The following is a 21742-nucleotide window of genomic DNA, read 5'->3' as shown; positions in this document are numbered from 1 at the left end:
ACGCGGTGAGCAGGTTGTGACATCTGGCTCACCGAGCCGGGGAGCCCCTGTGAGGAGACAGAAACACTCATGCCTTCGGCTGCTGGTCCCACCACTTCAGGAGTTCGGCCTCGGCCTCGGCCCGCTCGAGCGGGCCGCGATCGAGGCGCAGGTCCGTGAGGAACTTCCATGCCTTCCCGACCTGCGGGCCTGCAGGAATTCCGAGCAATTCCATGATCGCGTTGCCGTCGAGGTCCGGCCGGACCCGTGCGAGGTCCTCCTGCTCGGCGATCACCGCGATGCGCTGCTCGAGATCGTCGTACGTGGCCTGCAACGACGCGGCGCGGCGCTTGTTGCGGGTGGTGCAGTCGGCGCGCACGAGCTTGTGGAGCCGGGGAAGGAGATGCCCGGCATCGTGCACGTACCGGCGCACCGCCGAGTCCGTCCACTGGCCCTTGCCGTACCCGTGGAACCGCAGGTGGAGGAACACGAGCTGACCGATGTCCTCGATCATCTGCTTGGAGTACTTCAGTGCCCGCAACCGCTTGCGGACGAGCTTCGCGCCGACCACCTCGTGATGGTGGAAGCTCACGCCGCCACCCTCCTCGTTGCGTTTGGTGCCGGGCTTACCGATGTCGTGCAGGAGCGCCGCCCAGCGCAACACCAGATCGGGGTCGTCGTCCTCGAGATCGATCGCCTGCTCGAGGACCGTGAGCGAATGCCAGTACACGTCCTTGTGCTGGTGGTGTTCGTCGATCTCGAGTTTCATCGCCGGGATCTCCGGAAGCACGCGCTGCGCGAGTCCCGTCTCGACCATGATGTCGATGCCCTCGATCGGGTATGTGCCGAGAATCAGCTTGTCGAGTTCGGCCTGGACGCGTTCGGCGCTGATCCGCAAGATCTCGTCGGCCATCTGCACGATCGCCGTACGCACACGCTCGGTGAGCGTGAACCCCAGCTGCGACACGAACCGCGCGGCACGCAGCATCCGCAGCGGGTCGTCATGGAAGGAATCCTCGGGCCGCGCCGGGGTATCGAGCACCCCCGCGACCAGCGCGTCCATCCCACCGAGGGGATCGACGAACTCGCCCGCGCCGTCGGGGCCGATCCGGACGGCCATCGCGTTGACGGTGAAGTCGCGGCGCACCAGATCGTCCTCGAGCCGGGTGCCGTATTCGACGATCGGATGGCGCGTGATGCGGTCGTACGCATCGCTGCGGAACGTCGTGATCTCGATCTGTTCGTGGCCCTTCGACGCGCTCACCGTGCCGAAGTCGATGCCGGTGTCCCACTGGTGGTCGGCCCATCCGCGAAGAAGTTCCTGCACGAGCTCGGGGCGGGCGTCGGTCGTGAAATCGAGATCGGTGCCCAATCTCCCCAGCACGGCGTCGCGGACACTGCCACCCACCAGGTACAGCTCGTACCCGGCCTCGGCGAATCGCGCCCCGAGCGGAGCCAGGACATCCGACAGTGCGCGCAGCGTCGAGTCGGCGCCGGCGAGCAATCGGGCGCGGCGCTCGGCGTCCGTAGTGGGAGAGTTCACGCCTTCGAACTTTACCGAGCTGCCCATGCTCGTGGTCGGACAGGCACCGACGTGTGGTTGAACCGGCACGGTGGCCGTTACAACTACTATCGATCAGGTGTCGCCCGCAGAACGTGCCAACCGCAACCGCCGCAATCCGCGGCGGCGCGGTTCGGGCGGCAAATCACCGGTGCGAGGAGGTGCAGCTGCCTCGGCTGCGACGCCGCACCCCCGGATGCGCACCGTTCGGGAAACATCTGCGGGAGGTCTCGTCGTCGACGGTCTCGGCGGCCCCCCCGACAAACTGTGCGCTGCACTGATCGGTCGCACCGACCGCCGCGGCCGTCTGCTGTGGTCGCTGCCCAAGGGCCACATCGAGAAGGGCGAGACGGCGGAACAGACCGCGATGCGCGAGGTCCACGAGGAAACCGGGGTGCGCAGCAAGGTCCTCACCGAGCTCGGCAGCATCGACTACTGGTTCGTGACCGAAGGACGCCGCGTCCACAAGACCGTCCACCACTATCTCCTCCGATACCTCGGCGGTGAGCTCTCCGACGCCGACATCGAGGTCACCGAGGTGGCCTGGGTACCGCTGACCGAATTGCGGTCGCGGCTCGCCTACGCAGACGAACGCAAACTCGCCGACATCGCCGATCAACTCATCGCAGACATCGACCCCACGTGGCTCGAGGATGTCGACGATCCGGGGGCCGCACTCGGATGACGGTGGTGTTCTCTCGGACCGGCGCCGTGGTCCTGGCTGTGTTCGCGCTTGTCCTCGTAGCTCTGGGTGGGCCGATTCCCGGCTCCGCAGCTGCACAGACGGCCGACGAACCGCAGTTCCTCCGGATCGACATCGCCGAGGTCACCCCATCTGCGGTGTCGCTGACCAGCGACCCGTTCGTGTCCGTGACCGGCACTGTCACCAACATCGGCGACCGCGACGTCGAAGACGTGTGGGTGCGTCTGCAGCGTGCGCAGGCCGTCGCGGATTCGGAGACCCTACGCAGCGCGTTGACGCTGGACCAGTCCGGGTACGACACGGTCGGGGAGTTCGAGGTGGTCAGCGACCGTCTCGGTCAGGGGGACACGGAGGACTTCACGCTCGAACTGCCGCTGCGCTCGGATCTCGTGCCGTCCCTGAACATCACTGTTCCCGGTGTGTACCCGTTGCTCGTCAACGTCAACGGTGCCCCCGAGTACGGCGGTCAGGCGCGCCTCGATGACGCCAGGTTCCTACTCCCCGTCCTCGGGGTGCCCGCCGCCGACGAGGTCACCGACACCGACGAGACCACGAGCGGGCCGACCTCGCTCGGGGAGACGTCCGCCGGTGCCGCAGGAAAGGATTTCCCCGCGGTACCGCCTGAGGGGTCGTCTCCGGTCCCGACGACCGTGCTGTGGCCGCTCGCCGACCGCCCCCGGATCGCGGCGGGGGTGCCCGGGTCGGCGACCGATCCGGTCCGCCTCGTCGACGACGATCTTGCGACCTCCCTCGCCGAGGGTGGTCGTCTCGACGGTCTGCTCGGTGTCGCGGAAGACGCCGTGGCGAACGAGGAGCAGGTCTCGGACGCAATGTGTCTCGCGATCGACCCGGATCTGCTGGTCACGGTCGCGAACATGACCCGCGACTATCTGGTGGTCACCGACCCCGCCGACCCGACCGGCGACGCAGAGCCCGGCGCCGGCACCGACGCGGCGATCGCGTGGCTCGAACGGATGCGGGCGCTGTCCGCGCGGATGTGCACGACCGCAGTGCCGTATGCCCAGGTCGATCTGACGGCGCTCGCTGAGACCGGCAACGCAGCACTGATCGAATCCGCCCTCGATTCACCCGCCGAGATCATCGATTCGACCCTCGGCATCGCCTCCGTTCGCTCGGTGGTCTGGCCCGACTCCGGCGTGCTCACCGAGAAGGCCGGCACGATGATCGCCGCGAACGGGCCGGTGACCGCACTGCTCGCCGACGACGCCGTGCAGCAGGCGGACCCCGGTGCGGCGGGTGTCCGCATCAGCGGTGTGAGCGGCCTGACGGCCGGTCTGTTCGACAGCGCCGCGGGTGCCGCACTGGCTGCGATGGGCGACGAACCGCAGACTCCGTCGTACGTGCCCGAGTCGTCGCGCTACACCCTCACCGACGATTCGACGACTGCCCGGCTCCAGGACGCGCTCGGCGCCATCGCCTGGCCCGCGCTGGATTCGTCGTCGGAGTCGGTACCGCCGGCCGGACCACATTCGGTGGTGCTCGCGCCGCCGCAGGTGTGGTCGGCATCCGCCGGCGATGCTGCTCGAGTCCTGTCCATGGTGTCGACGCTGATGAGATCGGGGCTTGCGACGGCGCAACCGTTCCAGGAGATGATCGCCGCCGCCACCGCGACCGGCAGCGACCCGGTCGCGTCGCTGCTGACGTATCCGGAGCAGGCGATCACCGACGGTGCACCCGCGTCGGTGGCGCACGAGGCGTCGGTGCAGATGCCTCGACTCGACGGGCTCGAGGACGCCTTCGTCGAAGATCCACAGGCCCAGCTGACCCCGAGCGCATACACCGCGCCGCTGCGGAACGACCTGCTGCGCTCGATGACGCTGGCGGGGCGCCGCGGCACCGATCCGGACAGGGCCGTTGCAGAGGCCGAACAGCGGGCGACGGAAGCCCGTGAAGCCGTCGATCGGATGTTCGACTCGGTCACGGTGCTCGCACCGGGCGGGGTCTTCACCCTCACCTCGGAACAGAGTCCACTGCTGTTCGTGGCCCGCAACGATCTCCCCGTGGGCATCACCGTCCGGCTGCGTGTGGACGTGCCCGACGCAATGGACATCACCGACATCGGACCCACCCAGCTTCCGCCGAGGGGTAGCCGCACACTCACGGTGCCGGCCGAGATCAGCGACTCGAGGAAAATCGAGGTCGAGTTCGCACTCACGACCGAGTCCGGTCTCCCACTCGGCAACCCCACGCAGGTCACGGTACGTTCCAATGCGTACGGCCAGATCCTCGCCATCGTCACGGGCTGTGCGGGAGCACTCCTGTTGTTCCTGGCGGGGCGGCGACTTCTGCACCGGTTCCGGGGAGAGCCGGATCCGGCGGATGAAGGATACGGAGAGCAATGACCGGGAACCCCACCCGCACCGGCACCGGGGGCACCACCGGCCACAGTGAGCCCCACGGACCGACGAGGCCTCAGGGGCCGACGACGTCCCCGGACATCACCGGGTCGGCTCGGTCGCGTAAGCCCCAGAGCCTGCTCGCGGCGACCGGGTCGATCGCGATCGCCACCCTGATCAGCCGCATCACGGGCTTCCTCAAGCAGCTGCTCATCCTCACCCTGCTCGGCGCGGGAGTTGCGAGCTCGTTCACGGTTGCGCACCAGATCCCGAACATGATCTCCGAGCTCGTGCTCGGTGCCGTGCTCACTTCGATCGTGGTGCCGGTCCTCGTCCGCGCCGAACGGGAGGACCCCGACGGCGGTGAGGCCTTCATCCGGCGGTTGTTCACCGCCGCGCTGGTACTCCTCGGCACAGCGACGGTGCTCGCCGTCGCGGCGGCCCCGCTCCTGACGACACACGTCTTCCTCGACGACTCCGGGAAGGTCTCGACGTCGCTGACGACGGCACTGTCCTATCTGTTGTTGCCGGCGATCGTCTTCTACGGCATGTCGGGCCTGTTCACGGGCGTCCTCAACACCCGGCAGGTGTTCAAGCCCGGCGCGTGGGCGCCGGTATGCAACAACGTCGTCGTGCTCTGCGTGCTCGTCCTGTACTACCTGATGCCCGGCGAGATCACCCTCGACCCGGTACGGATGAGCGACCCGAAACTGCTGGTCCTCGGGATCGGTGTGCTCCTCGGCGTGATCACCCAGGCTCTGTGCCTCGTCCCCGCGCTGCGGCGGGAAAGCATCAACCTCAAGCCCCTGTGGGGCCTCGACGACCGACTCCGCCAATTCGGCGGGATGGCCGGCGCCATCATCCTGTACGTGCTGATCAGCCAGGCCGGCATGGTTTTCGCGACACATGTGTCGTCGGGGGCAGACGAAGCCGGCCCGGCCATCTACAACAATGCGTGGCTGCTCCTGCAGCTGCCATACGGCGTGCTGGGCGTCACCGTGCTCACCGCGATCATGCCGCGATTGAGCCGTAACGCCGCCGACGGCGACACGCCCGCCGTCGTCGACGATCTTTCCGTCGCGACACGTCTGACGATGGTCTCGCTGATTCCGATCGTCACTTTCCTCACGATCGCCGGTCCGCAGATCGGCGCCGCCCTGTACGGCTACGGAAACTTCGGCAGCGGCAACGCCGAACTGCTCGGTCGCGCGGTGAGCTGGTCTGCGTTCACACTCATCCCGTATTCGCTCGTGCTGATCCACCTCCGGGTGTTCTACGCGAGAGAGCAGGCGTGGACACCCACGTGGATCATCCTGGGCATCACCGCTGTCAAGATCGGGTTGTCGGCGTTGGCGCCCGTTATCGCGAGCGACGGCAGTCAGGTCGTCGTGCTCCTCGGTGTCGCGACAGGTGTGGCTTTCACGGTCGGCGCGTTCATCGGCGGATTCCTGCTGCATCGCACGCTCGGCGACCTGCAGATGGCGAATGTCGGTCGGACGGTCTGGCATGTGGTGTTCTCGTCGGCTGCCGCTGCGGTGGTGGTGTTGCTCGCCGACAAGTTACTGCAGCTCGACGCGCTGAGTGAGCGGTTCGACGGTCTCGGTTCTTTCGTGCGGGTCGGGATCACCGGGGTGCTCATGGTCCTGGTCGCCCTCGTCGGAATGTGGCTGCTGAAGGTTCCGGAGATCCTCTCGATCGAAGCCATGATCCGGCGCAAGCTGGGTGCGCGGCGCGGCGACCCGGCGGACGACACGCCGGGATCCGCCGGTGCCGGAACCGATCCGACGACGACGCCTCCGCCGACCGGACCGCTCCCTGCCCCTCGACGCTACGACTACCCCGAAACCGACGTGGAGCGCACCGTTGTGCTCCCGCGTATCGACTACGGGGAGTACGGAGTCGGTCCGTACGACGCGATCACAGAGGTCATTCCTGCGATTCGGGAGTTGCCCCGTCCCGTCGATGGCCGGGCGCAACTCCCGTACCCTGGTCAACAGATTCGACCCGGGCGGCGTGGACCGCGATACTTCGTGGCTCCCGGCGATCCCCGACTCCGTACAGAGGGCGGACGAGTCGACAACGAAGGAGTAAGGGTGAGCGACGACCACGCTGCCGGCAAGTCCGCGCTCGATTCAGCGAACCGGAACGACACCGGCTCCGCGGCCGAAGGAGCGAAGGATACCGCCGGCTCGACGGGCGCAGCGAACCGTACATCCGCACCCGGGGCACGGAACCCCGATGCCGCCCCACGGCGCGATACCCACACCGACACGGGCGTCATCCCGATCGGTTCGCCGCAGTTGCCGCCCGTCCGCGTGTCGGGCAACGCACCTCGTCGCACGATGCGCGGACCAGAACTCATCGCGGGCGCATCGGTCGCGGGAGGTCGCTATCGGCTGCTCGCACCTCACGGAGGGGCACGCGGACTGCGGTTCTGGCAGGCGCTCGACGTCAAGCTCGACCGTGAAGTGGCGCTGACATTCGTCGACGCCGACCAGCGAGCCTCCGACGCGACCGGACCCGACTCTCCGCAGGCCGTGCTGTCACGCTCGCTGCGACTCGGACGCATCAACTCGCCGGGTCTCGCGCGTGTTCTCGACGTCGTGCGCGGAAGCTCGGGCGGCATCGTGGTCGCCGAGTGGACACCGGGCCGGTCGCTGAAGGAAATGTCGACCACCGACCCGTCACCGATCGGGGCGGCTCGTGCCGTGCGGGCACTCGCCGCGGCTGCGGAGGCCGCCCACCGAGGTGGCAGCGCGTTGTCGATCGACCATCCCGATCGAATCCGCATCAGTGTCGCGGGCGACGCGGTGCTCGCGTTCCCGGCCACGTTCTCCGACGCCGACGCGATCTCCGACGTCCACGGCCTCGGCGCAACTCTGTACGGGTTGATCACCGGTCGCTGGCCGATCGACGAACCCGGTATCCCGGGGGCCCCGAAGGCTGCTCGGGCGCGCAGTGGCGGCACGGTCGGTGGAATGCCGATCGCCGAGCACGGTCCGGACGGTGTTCCGGTCGAGCCTCGCGCTATCCGCCCTGACGTTCCATTCGAGATCTCTGCGGTCGCGGTGCGTGCGTTGTCCACCGACGGCGGTATTCGTACGGCGGCGACGGTGCAGCACATCCTCGACCAGGCATCGGTGGTCGATCAGAAGACCGACATGATTCCCGCGTTGCGGCTCGGACAACGAACGCCTGCCATCGAGAACCATGCCCTCGCCGATCCGGAAGCGCTGGCGCAGAAGAAGAAGCATTCCGAGCGGATGCTCATGGCACTCGTCGGCCTCGGCGTCGTCACCGTGATCATCCTCGCGTTGATCGGCTGGTGGATCACCAATCTTCTTGCCGGCGATTCCAGCGACGCGCCCTTGACCAGCCAGGAATTCGGGCTCACCCCGACGGCCGAGGCTCCGGTGACACCGGGCAGCAACGAAGGCGCGGGCGAGTCCGCGGCTCCCGTTGCCGCCGGCCCGGTCGCTGCGACATCGGTCGAGGTGTTCTCTCCGCAGGGCACCCCTGATTCCCCGGCGACCGCGTCACAGGCCATCGACGGCGATCCGAGCACCGAGTGGAGCACCGACGCCTACTTCGATCCGTTCCCGTCGTTGAAGAACGGTGTCGGCCTACTGGTCACACTCGCCGATACCGCCACGTTGTCGTCGGTGACCGTCACCACCGATTCGCCCGGCACGGTCGTCGAAGTGCGTAGTGCGCCGTCGGCTCAGTCTTCTCTTGATCAGACACAGGTGATCGGTTCTGCCACACTGGGTTCGGGAGAGACAGAGATTCCGGTCGAAGCCGATGGGGGCACATCTCATGTGCTGCTGTGGATCACCGATCTGAGCACCAGCGGCGGCAGCCACAAGAGCACGATCTCCGAGGTCACCTTCACCGCCGAGAAGTAAGGTCCTCGCGCACTGCAGGGGAAACATCCGGCAAATCGGATACCATCCGCGCGTGCGAATTTTCGGGGGGATCGCAAAAATCGCTGTGCCCGACATCGGTGAGATGTCGGATGCGGAGTTGCTGTCAGCGCATGTCGGAGGGGACCGGGACGCGTTCGGAACGTTGGTGACGCGACATCGCGACCACCTGTGGCACGTGGCCAAGCGCACGAGCTATTCGGACGAGGACGCAGCAGACGCCCTGCAGGACGCGATGCTCTCGGCCCACCGGATGGCCGCCACGTATCGAAAAGATGCCGCAGTGCTCAGCTGGCTGCACTCCATCGTCGTCAACGCGTGCCTGGATCGCATCCGCCGCAATCGAGTACGTCCGATCGCTGCCCGCTATCCCGATGACGTCGAGCAGATCCGCGACGAACGCGATCGGATCTCCGATCTCGAGATCACCCTCGATGTCGAGGCCGCGTTGTTCGCGCTCCCGCCCGATCAACGTGCCGCAGTGGTGGCCGTCGATGTCGAGGGTTGTTCGGTGAAGGAAGCAGCCCGCCGACTCGGTGTCCCCGAGGGCACGATCAAGAGCCGATGCGCGCGCGGCCGAAAGAAACTGGCCTTCGTTCTCGACGACCTTCGATTCGGGGGGAACCGATCGTGAGCCGCGTACGTCCTACTCTGGTGAGGGCACCCGAGTCGCCGAGGAGAATCGCGCATGAACGAGGACGAGTTTCCACGTCCGCCGTACTCCGACGATCTACTCGCTGATCTCCACGCGGGGGCATTGGACGACGAGCTCGCCGAGAGACTGTGGCCGCTCGTGCGGCAGGACCACCACGCCATGGCTGTGATCGACCGGCTCGACGCCGTGCAGGCACGACTACGCACGTGGGGGGAGGAACCCACTGCCGAACCGATACCGCCCGATGTGGCGGTACGTCTCGATTCGACGCTGCACCGACTCGCGACCCAGAGTTCCGAACGGCGCCGTGGGGGGCCACTCCGCGACCGACGGATCCTTGCGGTGACGGGTATCGGGGCCGCGGCGGCCTTCGCGGTCGTGTTCGCTCTGGTCTTCCGCGGCATCGGTGCCGCCGACGACACCGTCGGACCGCCGCTCGCATCCGGTGCCTCGCCGTCGCAGGATGATTCCTCTTCGGGCGAGAATTCGCTCACCCCTGCATCTCTGAGGCAAATCGTCGGTTCCACCGGCCTCGGACCACTGTCGGAAGAAGAACGATTGCGAGACTGCCTGTCGGCGAACGGAGTCGACCCGGACAGTCCGATTCTCGGGTCACGCGAGATCCGAGTGGGCGACTCCGATGCCGTCGCGATCCTCCTCGGCGGACCGAAGGCACCGCAGATCACGGCGCTCGTGGTGGGTACTCGGTGCGGCGCGGACGATCCTGCGACGATCCAGGTCGAAGTGCTGGGGTGATGTTGCTCGGTCAGTCTTCGGCCGCCGGGAGCAGCAACTCGAGGATCCTCGCGCGTAGTTCCGGGGTGTCGTCCTCTGCGGCGATGAGCCCCGCGAAGAGTGCCGAGCCGGCAGCCATGACCAGGATCGCACGCGCATCGATTTCGGAGTCGTGATCGGTCTCGCCGGCGAACAGGGCCGTGCTCGGCCCGCTGAACGTGCGCCACAGCGTGTTCCGGAGGTCATCATGGTCGCGTAGTGCGGCAAGCAGGCCCGGTAGGGCAGAACGCACCTCAGGGCGTGAAAAGAGCTCCACACTGCCGGTGACGACCCATTCGATCCAGCCGCGGCGATCGATCCCCGTGTACGGCCCGAGGTCGGGCGCAGATCCGAGTAGCGCGTGGAGGACCAGGTGCGCTTTGGTGGGCCAGCGACGCGTCAGGGTTGCTCGGCCGACGCCTGCCCGCACGGCAAGCGCGCGCATGCTCAGTCCGTCCCAACCGACCTCGATGAGCATCTCGCGGGCAGCGGCCAGAACTTCGGCATCGATTCGGGGGTCGCGGGGGCGCCCGGGAACAACATCGGACATGCAGCCTGTATTTCTCTTCGGACGGATCATGGCGTCAGTGGTGCCACGCGCGCTATAGTCAGATTCTAATTACGGTACCACTGGCATCGAAAGTAGGGGCATGACTTCGCCGCGACCCACCGTCTTCGAGCCTGCCCGGCTCGGACCGCTCACCCTCCGCAACCGAATCATCAAGGCCGCCACGTTCGAAGGCGTCATGCCTCGCGGAGCCGTCAGCGACGAACTCGTCGAATTCCACGCCGAAGTCGCGCGCGGCGGAACAGCCTTGACAACCGTCGCCTACTGCTCGGTGTCCGAAAGCGGCCGCGTCCACCGCGACACCCTCGTTCTCGACAGCGCATCCGTTCCCGGCCTGCGACGTCTCACCGATGCCGTGCACGCCGAGGGAGCGCTTGCGTCCGCCCAGATCGGTCACGCCGGCCTCGTCGCCAACCAGATATCGAATGGCATGAGCACGATCGCACCGTCGACACGCATCAGCGCACCGGCCATGGGTCTCGTCCGCGGCGCATCCCTCGAGCAACTCGACGAGATCGTCGAGTCCTACACCTCTGCGGCCCGTCACGCGGTCGACGCCGGATTCGACGCCGTCGAGGTCCACCTCGGACACAACTATCTTCTGAGCTCCTTCATGAGCCCGAACCTCAACAAGCGCAAGGATCGTTACGGCGGGAGCATCGCCAACCGCACGGCATATCCGCGCCGGGTGCTCGAGGCCGTGCGACGCGCGGTGGGGGACAAGATCGCTGTGATCGCGAAGTTCAACATGACCGACGGGGTCCCTCAGGGATTGTGGCTCGACGAGTCACTGCCGATGGCACAGCTCATCGAAGCCGACGGTCACATCGACGCAATGCAGCTCACGGGCGGCAGCTCACTGCTGAACGGCATGTACTTCTTCCGCGGCGACGTCCCGATGAAGGAATTCGTCGCGTCACAGGCCAAGATCGTCGGGTGGGGACTGAAGTTCTACGGTCCGAAGATCTTTCCGAAACTTCCGTTCGAGGAGGCCTTCTTCCTGCCGATGGCCCGACAATTCCGCTCGGAACTGTCGCTGCCGCTGATCCTGCTCGGCGGCATCAACCGTCTCGACACGATGGAGACCGCGCTCGACGAAGGATTCGAGTTCGTCGCGATGGGCAGGGCACTGTTGCGCGATCCGGATGTCGTCAACAAGTTCCGCAATGCCACCGCGCGCGAGGGACTGTGCATCCACTGCAACAAGTGCATGCCGACCATCTACACCGGCACCCACTGTGTCATCCGCAGAACGCTGCAGGACGTCCCGACAACCGTCTGACACCCACCACCTGATCGAACACTTCCGGATCGCCTCCGGGGTCCTCCGCACCGACTGTGGCGTGAGGCACGGCGAGTAGGGAACAACACCGTTTACCCTGGTGTTGATACTTGAAGCTCGTTCGTGCCCTCACCTGCACGGACGACTGTGGCCGCTGACTGCGTCCCCACCCCAGCACACGACCCCGGAAGGCTCGCATGACGACTTCGCCCACGATCCACGACCTCATCATCGTCGGCTCGGGACCGGCCGGATACACCGCGTCGATCTACGCGGCCCGTGCCGAACTCTCCCCGCTCGTGTTCGAAGGAACCCAATTCGGTGGCGAGCTCATGACCACCACCGAGGTCGAGAACTTCCCGGGCTTCCGCGAGGGCATCATGGGCCCCGAGCTGATGGACCAGATGCGTGAACAGGCTCTGCGATTCGGTGCCGACATCCGCACCGAGGACGTCGAGGAAATGGACCTGACAGGCCCGATCAAGACCGTCGTCGCGAACGGCGAAACATACAGCGCCCGCGCCGTCATCCTCGCGATGGGCGCAGAGCCGCGCTACCTCGGCGTACCGGGGGAGGAGAAACTCCTCGGCCGCGGTGTCTCCGCGTGCGCCACATGCGACGGCTTCTTCTTCCGCGATCAGGACATCGCCGTCGTCGGTGGCGGCGACTCTGCGATGGAAGAGGCCACGTTCCTCACCCGCTTCGCACGCAGCGTCACGCTCATCCACCGTCGCGAGGAGTTCCGCGCGTCGAAGATCATGCTCGAGCGTGCACGCGCGAACGAGAAGATCCGTTTCCTCACCAACGCCGCCGTCGCCGAGGTCCAGGGTGAGAACAGCGTCACCAACCTCGTCATCGAGGACACGGTGACGGGCGCGCGCAGCGACCTCGCCGTGACCGGTCTGTTCGTCGCCGTCGGCCACGATCCGCGGAGCTCGCTTGTCGCCGGACAGGTCGCTCTCGACGACGAAGGCTACGTGCAGGTCTCCGCTCCCGGCACCGCGACATCCGTCCCCGGCGTCTTCGCTGCGGGCGACCTCGTCGACCACACGTACCGCCAGGCGATCACCGCCGCGGGTACGGGTTGCTCCGCCTCCATCGACGCGGAGCGTTGGCTCGTCGCCAACCGCGAGGCGTCCGTACCGGTCGCTGTCCAAGCCTGATCGCCACCACTGACGTCCCCTCTCGACCCCACCCACCATTGCGCAGGAGAACAACATGACCAACACCGTCAACATCACCGACTCGTCGTTCGTCGAAGACGTACTGCAGGCCGACAAGCCTGTGCTCGTCGATTTCTGGGCGACGTGGTGCGGTCCCTGCAAGATGGTTGCCCCGGTTCTCGAGGAGATTGCGGGTGAGCACGGCGAGAAGCTGACCATCGCCAAGCTCGATATCGACGCCAACCCGTCGTCGGCTCGCGACTATCAGGTGATGTCCATTCCCACCATGATCCTGTTCTCCGGTGGCAAGCCCGTGAAGACGATCGTCGGCGCGAAGGGTAAGGCGGCGTTGCTCCGGGAGCTCGACGAGGTCCTGTAGTAACGTCCCAGGATCGACCGCGCGCCCGTGAGCATCGACCTCGGGCGCATCTGAGACAATTCCGTTCGATGCTGCCCCGCGTGTGCTGGGCGCTCCGGTCAGCACGGAAAGGCCCCCGACACATGCGCCCTCTTCGTCACGGCGACCACGGTCCTGCTGTCGCAGAAATCCGGAACACACTGGCCGGATTAGGGTTTCTCCACGGAGGATCAGACGCCGGCGACGAGTGGATCGGTTCCGACGTCGTCTTCGATCAAGAACTCGACGGTGCCGTGCGTGCCTTCCAGCAACAGCGTGGTCTGCTCGTCGACGGCATAGTCGGCGCGGCAACGTATCGGTCGCTCAAGGAAGCGTCGTACCGTCTCGGTGCCCGCACCCTGATCTATCAATTGTCCGCACCCCTGTACGGCGACGACGTGGCGGCACTGCAGACTCGTCTGCAGGATCTCGGGTTCTATGTGGACCGGGTCGACGGATATTTCGGTCCCCGAACCCACGCCGGACTCAGCTCCTTCCAGAAGGAGATCGGTCTCGCACCCGACGGAATCTGCGGACCCGAGACCCTGCGGGCACTCGAACTCCTCGGCACCCGCGTGTCCGGCGGTTCGCCGCATGCCATCAGTGAAGAAGAGATCGTCCGGCGGTCCGGTCCGCAACTCAGCGGTAAGCGGATCGTGATCGATCCGGGTCTCGGTGGCAATCATCACGGCATCATCCTCCGCAGTCCGCACGGCACCATCTCCGAGGCCGACATCCTGTGGGATCTCGCCCGCCGGCTCGAAGGACGCATGGCTGCCACCGGCATGGAAACTTTCCTGTCGCGGCCGTACCACGCCAACCCCACCGACATCGAGCGCGCCGGTACCTCCAACGCGTTCGGCGCCGACCTGATGATCTCGCTGCGCTGTGATGCGAGTTCGAATCTCTCGGCAAGCGGTATCGCCAGCTTCCACTACGGCAATTCGCACGGCTCCGAATCGATGATCGGTCAGGTGCTCACCGGGTACATCCAGCGCGAGATCGTCGCGCGCACACCTCTCCAGGACTGCCGCAGCCACGGACGGACCTGGGATCTGCTGCGTCTGACGAACATGCCGACGATCCAGATCGATCTCGGTTACCTCACCAACGCGCACGACGCCATGGTGCTCGCCGACCCCCGTCACCGCGACACGATCGCCGAAGCTGTACTCATCGCCGTCAAGCGTCTGTACCTGCTCGGTCAGGACGACCAACCGACCGGGACGTACACTTTCGCCGAGCTTCTCGCCGAAGAGCTGTCGATCACCGAGACTCGCTGAACCACACTCCACAGAAGAACGGGCTCCCTCGGCGGCGAGGGAGCCCGTTCTTCTGTTCTTCTGTCCTACTGCGGGAGGTAGGGCTACTGCACTCCCACCGTGGTCCGGCCGGCGAAATCTTCGACAGTGATCGACGCTGCCTCGATCAGCCGATCCAACGCTGCTTCGACCTCTTCCTTCCACCCGTGGTCGCGGTCGAGCTCGAGCCGCAGCCGCGGGTACCGGTGGTGTGGTGCGACCACGTCGAACCCCATGTCCTCGAGGAAATCGGCGGAGATCATGCACTCGTGAGGGGAGCACGCGTTGGCCGCCGTCGCGGAGGGAGTGTCACCGACCACATCCGCCTCGGAATCCGCTCTGATCCCGAACGCTTCGAGCGCACGCACATTCCGTCGGACGAGATCGTCCACGACGGCACGAATGAGGTCGGCGCCCACATCGAACCCCTCTGCGTGCGGTTCGATCCGCATGGCCGTAAGGAGGATCGCGTCGGCACTCACCGGCGAGGTGGGAAACAACTGCGCCCGGGGCACCATGCTGGGTGGGGCGTAGAACGCGCACGCGGAAACCTTCTCGTCGACGGTCGCGATCTGCGCGCACGACCCCCACTGCAACATGACCGTCGACAGCCAGGCTTCCTTCTCGAACTCGGGGTCCGCGAATTCACGTGCCTCGTCAACGGTGTCGGGGTCCATTTCCCAGAACACACACCGTCGGGAGTGTCTCGGCAACCGATCGATACCGCTCAACGAGAGCGGCGTGACTCGTGTCGACACGAGATTCCTTCGCCTCCACCTCTGGTCTAGACAGTCGTCCTGCTCCGGCGGGGAGTCAGGAAGGGTTCTGTTGGTCGCCCTACTTCTGCGATTCCATCAGGGTCACGATGCGCTCGAGATCGTCGACCGACCCGAATTCCACCACGATCTTGCCCTTCCGCTTACCGAGGCTGACGGTGACGCGGGTATCGAACGACGACGACAGCCGTTCGGCGACGTCCTGCAGTCCGGGCATCTGGATCGGCTTCCGCCGCCCGGGAGCCGCCACGTCCGGTGGTCCCGCACGATTCGCGAGAACAACCGCTTCCTCGGTGGCCCGCACCGACATGCCTTCCGCCACGATTCGAGCGGCAAGCACCTCCTGGGCGTCGGCTCCCGCGTCCAGGGAAAGCAGCGCGCGAGCATGGCCGGCCGACAACACGCCCGCCGCGACACGACGCTGGACGGCGATGGGGAGTTTGAGGAGCCGGATCATGTTCGTGACCACCGGACGCGAACGGCCGATGCGTGCCGCGAGTTCCTCGTGGGTGACTTCGAACTCCTCGAGCAACTGCTGATACGCGGCGGCTTCTTCGAGCGGATTGAGCTGCACGCGATGAATGTTCTCGAGGAGCGCATCGCGGAGGAGCGCGTTGTCATCGGTGTCGCGCACGATCGCGGAAATGGTCTGAAGCTCGGCCTGCTGAGCGGCACGCCAGCGTCGCTCACCCATGATGAGTTGGAACCGGTCACCGTCGGTCCGACGCACGACGATCGGCTGCATGAGCCCGAACTCACGGATCGAGTGGACGAGCTCGCCCAGCGCCTCTTCGTCGAAGACCTGCCGCGGCTGCTTCGGATTCGCCTCGATGCGATCGATCGGGATCTCGAGGTACACCGCCCCGCTGGGGGAGGGGAGGGGTTCGGTCGCCGCCGACTTCTCCGACGTATCCGTTTCCGGACCGGCAGTGGTCGATTCAGAAGCGACCGACTCTGCGCTCCCGTTCGAGGCCGCCTTACCGTCGCCGATGATCACATCGGCCGCTGCGGTCCCGAGGCCCGACGGGGAGATCGTCAGGCCGGAGGTACCGACCGGCCGACGAGTGAGCGACTTGATCAGTGGCTGCTTTTTCTCCGAAGCGGGTACCGGCGCACGGGCAGCGCCCGCGTCCACCGCGGTATCTGTCTGCACCGCGGAATCTGTCTGCACTGCCGTATCCGTCTTGGTTGCGGCGCCCTTCACGGCTGCAGCTTCGTCGGATGTCCCGACGGGCGGGCCCGTCGGAATCAATGCCGCCAAGCCGCGCCCGAGTCCACCCTTACGTGTCGCACTCATCGGTTCCCCTGGTTGTCCTGAAGCCCACGTGCCGCCAATTCGCGCCCTGCGTCGAGGTAACTCATTGCACCGCGCGAACCTGGATCGTAGTCGAGAACCGTCGTCCCGTACCCGGGAGCTTCGGAGACCTTCACACTGCGCGGGATCACCGATCGGAGGACGGCATCGCCGAAGTGCCGCCGGACTTCGGCCGCGACCTGGTCTGCGAGCTTGGTCCGTCCGTCGTACATGGTCAGGAGAACGGTCGACACATGCAGCGCAGGATTGAGGTGCGACTGAACGAGCTCGATGTTGCGGAGAAGCTGGCCGACTCCCTCGAGCGCGTAGTACTCACACTGGATGGGAATGAGAACTTCCTTCCCAGCAACGAGGGCGTTCACCGTGAGCAGTCCGAGCGACGGCGGGCAGTCGATGATGATGTAGTCGTAGTCGCGGTCGCCGAGGGCTTCCTTGGTGACCGCATTTCGGAGCCGATTCTCGCGGGCCACCATCGAGACGAGTTCGATCTCGGCGCCCGCAAGATCGATCGTCGCCGGGATACAGAAGAGTCGTTCACTGTGCGGACTCTGCTGCACCGCGTCGGCGGCAGTCACCTCACCCAGTAGGATCTCGTAGCTCGACGGGATGCCGGAGTGGTGTGGCACTCCCAACGCCGTGCTCGCGTTGCCTTGAGGATCGAGGTCGATGACAAGGACAGTGAGTCCTTGAACCGCGAGAGCGGCGGCAAGGTTGACGGCGGTAGTCGTCTTACCGACTCCACCCTTCTGATTTGCGATCGTGAGAACGCGGCGTTCACGCGGCTTGGGAAGTGCGTTCGCCTCACTGGGGTGCAGAACCTGACTCGCGCGATGGGCAGCCGCTCCGATCGGAGTGTCCATCGACGGGAAGCTGTCGACGGGAACCGGAAAGAAATCGTCTTCGCTTGCGGCCTCGGTTTCACGTGAAACAGCGGATTCAGATCCACCCGACATAGAACGCTCCTTAAACGTAGATCCGCTCGGTTCGCACGCTACATCCTTGACGCGTCCGACACTCGCTATGCGCGGCGGTTGCAGCGAAGACGTGGACTCCCGAGGGTGATGCGCGAGCTGAGATCCGTGAACGTGCGTCCCCGGCACGTGTCGCGTGTCCACTTCTTCGCTCGCGATCAAGTATGTCAAAAGAAATCTCACAGGTGACGCCGACACCTCGCCGTTCACGTTTCACGTGAAACGTGAACCCGATTGTTTCACGTGAAACCTTCGATGGAGGGGCGATCGCACCTCACCGTTTCACGTGAAACATCGTCCCGCGAGACCGAGCACACCCGAAGCCTGCGTGACAACACACTTCCACTCAATGATTCTTGAAATCCTGTGTATTGGAACACTATTGGCAATATGATCATCGAAACCGGCAGTGCTGCAACATATTTCGCTACTTTTGAACGCAACCGGCCAGATAGGGCTGGAACAACTGTCACAGTGACGAAACTACTGCGGGTCACAGTACACCCGCCTACATCGCACATTTCGTCGCAATCGGCCTCGAAATTGAAACCCCTCCCACTCCAGCGGGGAGGGGAGGGGTCGACTTCACGTTTCACGTGAAACTGTTCATCGCATCTTCCGACGTCGCTGAGGCTTCGCAATCCGTTCGGCTTTCACCACAAGTGTCGGAACCTCGAGGAGATCGGCCCCGCACTCGAGTACCTCGAGGTTGCCCGCACCGAGTTTGGCAAGCTCGTTACGATCACGCTCGATCTCTTCTGCCGCGGAACTTCCCTTGAGCGCAAGCATCCGCCCACCCTCATGGATGAGCGGCAACGACCACTTGGCGAGTTTGGCGAGCGGAGCCACTGCCCGCGACGTCACCACATCGGCGCCGCCCGCTTCCTGAACCACACCCGGTTGCTCGGCGCGGCCACGCACCACGAGCACGTTCTCGAGTCCGTGTGTCTCGACGAACTCGGCGAGGTACACAGAACGTCGCAACAACGGCTCTACGAGTTTCACTCGAAGATCAGGACGGGCGATGGCAAGCGGGATACCCGGAAGACCGGCACCACTACCGACATCCACAACCTGCTCGTCCGCTTCGATCAACTCACCGAGCACGGCGCAATTGAGGATGTGTCGCTCCCACAACCGCGGGACCTCCCGGGGTCCGATGAGTCCGCGTTCGACGCCGTCCACCGACAACGACTCGTAATAACGCTGCGCAAGGTCGAATCGGTCTCCGAAGATGCGGTGAGCGATTCCGAGTAGGTCGGACTCTTCGTGTTCCACGTGAAACATCCTCTCCCGTAAACGGGTAGTGCAAACAGACGGTGGTCCATCCGTGGCGCCTACCGATGAAAAAGAGGAGCCCGGGCCGGCCGGGCTCCTCTTCGAATCAGCTGTTGATCAATCTCGGATGATCACGACTCGCCGATTGGGCTCGGCACCTTCGCTCTCGCTGGACACACCATCGATCTGAGCAACGGCGTCGTGCACGATCTTGCGTTCGAACGGCGTCATGGGGGTCAGCTCCTCGCGCTCACCCGACTCCAGGACCCGCTTGGCGGCCGACGTACCGAGAGCGCTCAGTTCGGAACGCTTACCCGCGCGCCAGCCGGCAACATCGAGCATCAGTTTGCTGCGTTCGCCGGTGGCCTGCTGGACTGCCAATCGCGTGAGTTCCTGGAGCGCGTCCAGAACCTCGCCGCTCCGCCCCACGAGCTTGGACAGATCCTTGCCGCCGTCGATGCTGACCACAGCGCGGTCACCCTCGACATCCAGGTCTATGTCACCGTCGAAGTCGAGCACGTCGAGCAACTGTTCGAGGTAGTCGCCGGCGATCTCGCCCTCTTCGATCAGGTCATCGTCATCGCCTGCGTCGAGTTCTGCATCCCGCGGCTCGGTGGTCACCTCGAGGTCCTCCTGTGCCTTGTCAAGGTCACTGGCCATATTCAGCTCTCTTCTACTTCGGTCAGCGCCGCTTGCGCTTGGAGTTCTTGGGACGGCTGCCGGGCTTCGGTGTGCTCGCACCGGAAGCCTTCCCGCCGGCCTGGGGATCGATCTTCTTCAGCGACACATCTCCGGCCTGTGCCGTGGTGTCGTCACTCGAGGAATCCTCGGATGCAGGTTCGGCATCCGTCGCCGCTGCGGAGGCTGCGCCGCCCTTCTTCTTGTTCTTGGTCGGACGGGCGCCCGGCTTGGGTGCGTTCTCGTTTCGGCGAGTGAGGGCTTCCTGACGCTTCTCCTCTTCCTCGCGGTCGATCTTGCGGAAGACGAGGTGCTGCTGACCATAGGTCCAGACGTTGTTGCTCACCCAGTACAGAAGGATCGCGATGGGCAGGAACGGGCCGCCGACCATCACGCCGAGTGGGAACACATACAGCGCGAGCTTGTTCATGATCGCGGCCTGTGGAGCGGCCGCGGCCTGGGCGCTCTGCCGGGCAACAGATGCGCGCGAGTTGAAGTGGGTCGCGATACCCGCGATCACCATCAGTGGAATCGCCACCACGGCAATATCCAATCGCGAGGGCAGGCTCCCACCATCGATCGTGAACGCCTGGAGCGACTCGATCGGCTGGGTGATCCACGACGAGATCGGCGCATTGAAAATTCGTGCGCTCAGGAACGACTGGACGTCATCCGGGCTGAAGGCATAGTTGCCGAGCTGCGCGTTCTCTTCAGGTGACAGACCGAGCTGACCAACACCGGTACCCGTGCGGTTGAACGAGCGGAGCACATGGAACAGACCGATGAACACGGGTACCTGCAGCAGCATCGGCAGGCAACCCATCAGCGGATTGAAGCCGTGTTCCTTCTGCAGCTTCTGCATCTCGGTGGCTTGCCGCTGGCGATCGTTCGAGTACTTCTTCTGCAACGCTTTGATCTGTGGCTGCAGTTCCTGCATCTGACGCGTCGTGCGGACCTGCTTCACGAACGGCTTGTACAGGATCGCGCGAAGCGTGAAGACGAGAAACACCACGGACAACGTCCACGCCAGTCCGCTGTCGGGCGCCAACACGAAGGAGAAGGCTTTGTGCCAGACCCACAGGATCCAGGACACGGGATAATAGATGAAGTCGAGCACGGCTCTAGGTACTCCTCTGGTCGTCCATGATCGCCACGCAACGGCGTCGGTCTCAGGTCTTCAGGCGCCGCTCAGGTTCCCGCCGGCGACGGTCGGTGTCGGCGCTCCGGCACCGGATCCCAACCACCAGGGTGCCAGGGTCCACACTTGAGCAGTCTCACAGCCGTCAATACAGAACCGACGACGACACCCCGCGCACGAAGCGCGTCGACCGCGTATTCGCTGCACGTGGGGAAGAATCGACAGGTCGGCATCCGGGTGGGCGACACGTAGACGCGATAGAGCTCGATGCAGAGGATCAGTCCCCGAGCCGGCGCAGTGCGAACAGACCGCAGCGCAGCACTCCACCCGGGCGAATTCACTGCTGTTCCTCGCTGTCGAGGATCCCGAGTCGCTTCAATCCCGAGCGGACCTGCCGCTCGAGATCCCGGGATTCGGCTATGGCTGCTCCCGGCAGCGCACGCAACACCACATCGGTGCCTTCAGGAATCGACTCGACCAACTCGACGCAGATATGACGAAGCCGGCGTGCGACTCGATGTCGAATCACCGCCGGCCCGACAGCCTTACTCACGACAAGCCCGAAACGAGGACCGTCGACACCATTCACCACGAAATCCGGCTGCTCCCGCTGTAGAGCGTGGACAACCAGATCTCGGCGCCCCTGACGACGACCACGGCGCACGGCGTCGGAGAAATCCGAACGGCGCCGCAATCGATACGGCTCAGGTAACACCCCGAGCTCCCGGTAACGGGATCAGGCGGTGAGGGAAGCGCGGCCCTTTTGGCGACGCGCTGTCACGATGGCGCGGCCCGCACGGGTCCGCATCCGGAGACGGAAGCCGTGAACACGCGCGCGGCGTCGGTTGTTCGGCTGGAACGTCCGCTTGCCCTTGGCCACGGTCAACACTCCTCGATAATCTGCGGCACCAGGAGGCGCCATT

The 21742-nt window shown here is 65.2% G+C and carries 20 protein-coding genes; 9 read left to right on the top strand and 11 right to left on the bottom strand.

Features of this window, described 5'->3' with window-relative positions; genetic code table 11:
- Positions 1–67: 67 nt before the first annotated feature.
- On the bottom strand, positions 68–1549 hold the full coding sequence (locus ACZ46K_RS04720) for a CCA tRNA nucleotidyltransferase (RefSeq protein ID WP_464746919.1): 1482 nt from the start codon (positions 1547–1549) through the stop codon (positions 68–70).
- A 70-nt stretch (positions 1550–1619) separates the two neighbouring features.
- Here ACZ46K_RS04720 and ACZ46K_RS04715 point away from each other — a divergent pair, with 70 nt between their 5' ends.
- The 5 genes from ACZ46K_RS04715 to ACZ46K_RS04695 all read left to right on the top strand — a co-directional run bounded on the left by ACZ46K_RS04715 (position 1620) and on the right by ACZ46K_RS04695 (position 9934).
- Complete coding sequence (locus ACZ46K_RS04715; protein WP_054806286.1) at positions 1620–2225, top strand: NUDIX domain-containing protein; 606 nt, start codon at positions 1620–1622, stop codon at positions 2223–2225.
- Positions 2222–4606 (top strand): DUF6049 family protein, encoded by a 2385-nt coding sequence (locus tag ACZ46K_RS04710; RefSeq protein WP_464746918.1) that lies wholly within the window; start codon positions 2222–2224, stop codon positions 4604–4606. Before ACZ46K_RS04715 ends, ACZ46K_RS04710 begins: the two co-directional genes overlap by 4 nt.
- Positions 4603–8505, top strand: a complete 3903-nt coding sequence (gene murJ / locus ACZ46K_RS04705) for a murein biosynthesis integral membrane protein MurJ (RefSeq protein ID WP_464746916.1) — start codon at positions 4603–4605, stop codon at positions 8503–8505. The genes ACZ46K_RS04710 and murJ overlap by 4 nt, the downstream gene beginning before the upstream one ends.
- 103 nt (positions 8506–8608) lie before the next feature.
- Positions 8609–9157, top strand: a complete 549-nt coding sequence (gene sigM / locus ACZ46K_RS04700; protein ID WP_054805909.1) for an RNA polymerase sigma factor SigM — start codon at positions 8609–8611, stop codon at positions 9155–9157.
- Between the two features lie 54 nt (positions 9158–9211).
- Positions 9212–9934 carry a hypothetical protein gene (locus ACZ46K_RS04695; protein ID WP_464746914.1) on the top strand — a complete coding sequence of 241 codons (723 nt, stop codon included), beginning with the start codon at positions 9212–9214 and terminating at the stop codon, positions 9932–9934.
- Between the two features lie 10 nt (positions 9935–9944).
- Here ACZ46K_RS04695 and ACZ46K_RS04690 read toward each other — a convergent pair whose 3' ends face one another.
- The gene (locus tag ACZ46K_RS04690; RefSeq protein WP_054809981.1) at positions 9945–10502 is read right to left on the bottom strand and encodes a TetR/AcrR family transcriptional regulator; all 558 of its coding nucleotides are present in this window, start codon (positions 10500–10502) and stop codon (positions 9945–9947) included.
- 100 nt (positions 10503–10602) lie between these two features.
- Here ACZ46K_RS04690 and ACZ46K_RS04685 point away from each other — a divergent pair, with 100 nt between their 5' ends.
- The 4 genes from ACZ46K_RS04685 to ACZ46K_RS04670 all read left to right on the top strand — a co-directional run bounded on the left by ACZ46K_RS04685 (position 10603) and on the right by ACZ46K_RS04670 (position 14645).
- Complete coding sequence (locus ACZ46K_RS04685; protein WP_054805906.1) at positions 10603–11802, top strand: NADH:flavin oxidoreductase; 1200 nt, start codon at positions 10603–10605, stop codon at positions 11800–11802.
- Between the two features lie 197 nt (positions 11803–11999).
- The gene (gene trxB, locus ACZ46K_RS04680; RefSeq protein WP_054809980.1) at positions 12000–12965 is read left to right on the top strand and encodes a thioredoxin-disulfide reductase; all 966 of its coding nucleotides are present in this window, start codon (positions 12000–12002) and stop codon (positions 12963–12965) included.
- 55 nt (positions 12966–13020) lie between these two features.
- The gene (gene trxA, locus ACZ46K_RS04675; protein WP_054805905.1) at positions 13021–13344 is read left to right on the top strand and encodes a thioredoxin; all 324 of its coding nucleotides are present in this window, start codon (positions 13021–13023) and stop codon (positions 13342–13344) included.
- A 122-nt stretch (positions 13345–13466) separates the two neighbouring features.
- On the top strand, positions 13467–14645 hold the full coding sequence (locus ACZ46K_RS04670) for an N-acetylmuramoyl-L-alanine amidase (protein WP_054805904.1): 1179 nt from the start codon (positions 13467–13469) through the stop codon (positions 14643–14645).
- 83 nt (positions 14646–14728) lie between these two features.
- On the opposite strand, the gene ACZ46K_RS04665 is transcribed toward ACZ46K_RS04670, so the two are convergent.
- The 9 genes from ACZ46K_RS04665 to rpmH form a co-directional block, all read right to left on the bottom strand.
- Positions 14729–15421: a hypothetical protein gene (locus ACZ46K_RS04665; RefSeq protein WP_054805903.1), complete on the bottom strand. Its 693-nt coding sequence runs from the start codon at positions 15419–15421 to the stop codon at positions 14729–14731.
- Positions 15422–15500: 79 nt separating this feature from the next.
- On the bottom strand, positions 15501–16736 hold the full coding sequence (locus ACZ46K_RS04660) for a ParB/RepB/Spo0J family partition protein (protein WP_054805902.1): 1236 nt from the start codon (positions 16734–16736) through the stop codon (positions 15501–15503).
- Positions 16733–17707 carry a ParA family protein gene (locus ACZ46K_RS04655; RefSeq protein WP_464746912.1) on the bottom strand — a complete coding sequence of 325 codons (975 nt, stop codon included), beginning with the start codon at positions 17705–17707 and terminating at the stop codon, positions 16733–16735. Before ACZ46K_RS04655 ends, ACZ46K_RS04660 begins: the two co-directional genes overlap by 4 nt.
- 624 nt (positions 17708–18331) lie before the next feature.
- Positions 18332–19012, bottom strand: coding sequence for a 16S rRNA (guanine(527)-N(7))-methyltransferase RsmG (gene rsmG / locus ACZ46K_RS04650; protein WP_054805901.1), 681 nt, complete (start codon positions 19010–19012; stop codon positions 18332–18334).
- A 108-nt stretch (positions 19013–19120) separates the two neighbouring features.
- Entirely contained in the window at positions 19121–19663 is a 543-nt protein-coding gene (locus ACZ46K_RS04645; protein ID WP_054805900.1) for a Jag family protein, read from the bottom strand.
- 22 nt (positions 19664–19685) lie between these two features.
- The gene (gene yidC / locus ACZ46K_RS04640) at positions 19686–20798 is read right to left on the bottom strand and encodes a membrane protein insertase YidC (protein WP_464746909.1); all 1113 of its coding nucleotides are present in this window, start codon (positions 20796–20798) and stop codon (positions 19686–19688) included.
- Positions 20799–20869: 71 nt separating this feature from the next.
- Positions 20870–21160: a membrane protein insertion efficiency factor YidD gene (gene yidD / locus ACZ46K_RS04635; RefSeq protein ID WP_054805899.1), complete on the bottom strand. Its 291-nt coding sequence runs from the start codon at positions 21158–21160 to the stop codon at positions 20870–20872.
- Positions 21157–21534, bottom strand: a complete 378-nt coding sequence (gene rnpA / locus ACZ46K_RS04630; protein ID WP_464746907.1) for a ribonuclease P protein component — start codon at positions 21532–21534, stop codon at positions 21157–21159. The genes yidD and rnpA overlap by 4 nt, the downstream gene beginning before the upstream one ends.
- A 21-nt stretch (positions 21535–21555) precedes the next feature.
- On the bottom strand, positions 21556–21699 hold the full coding sequence (gene rpmH / locus ACZ46K_RS04625) for a 50S ribosomal protein L34 (RefSeq protein ID WP_054809984.1): 144 nt from the start codon (positions 21697–21699) through the stop codon (positions 21556–21558).
- Positions 21700–21742: the final 43 nt, after the last annotated feature.

This window comes from Rhodococcus sp. JCM 9793, from assembly GCF_055380405.1.
This window is presented reverse-complemented; position numbering and strand designations above follow the sequence as displayed.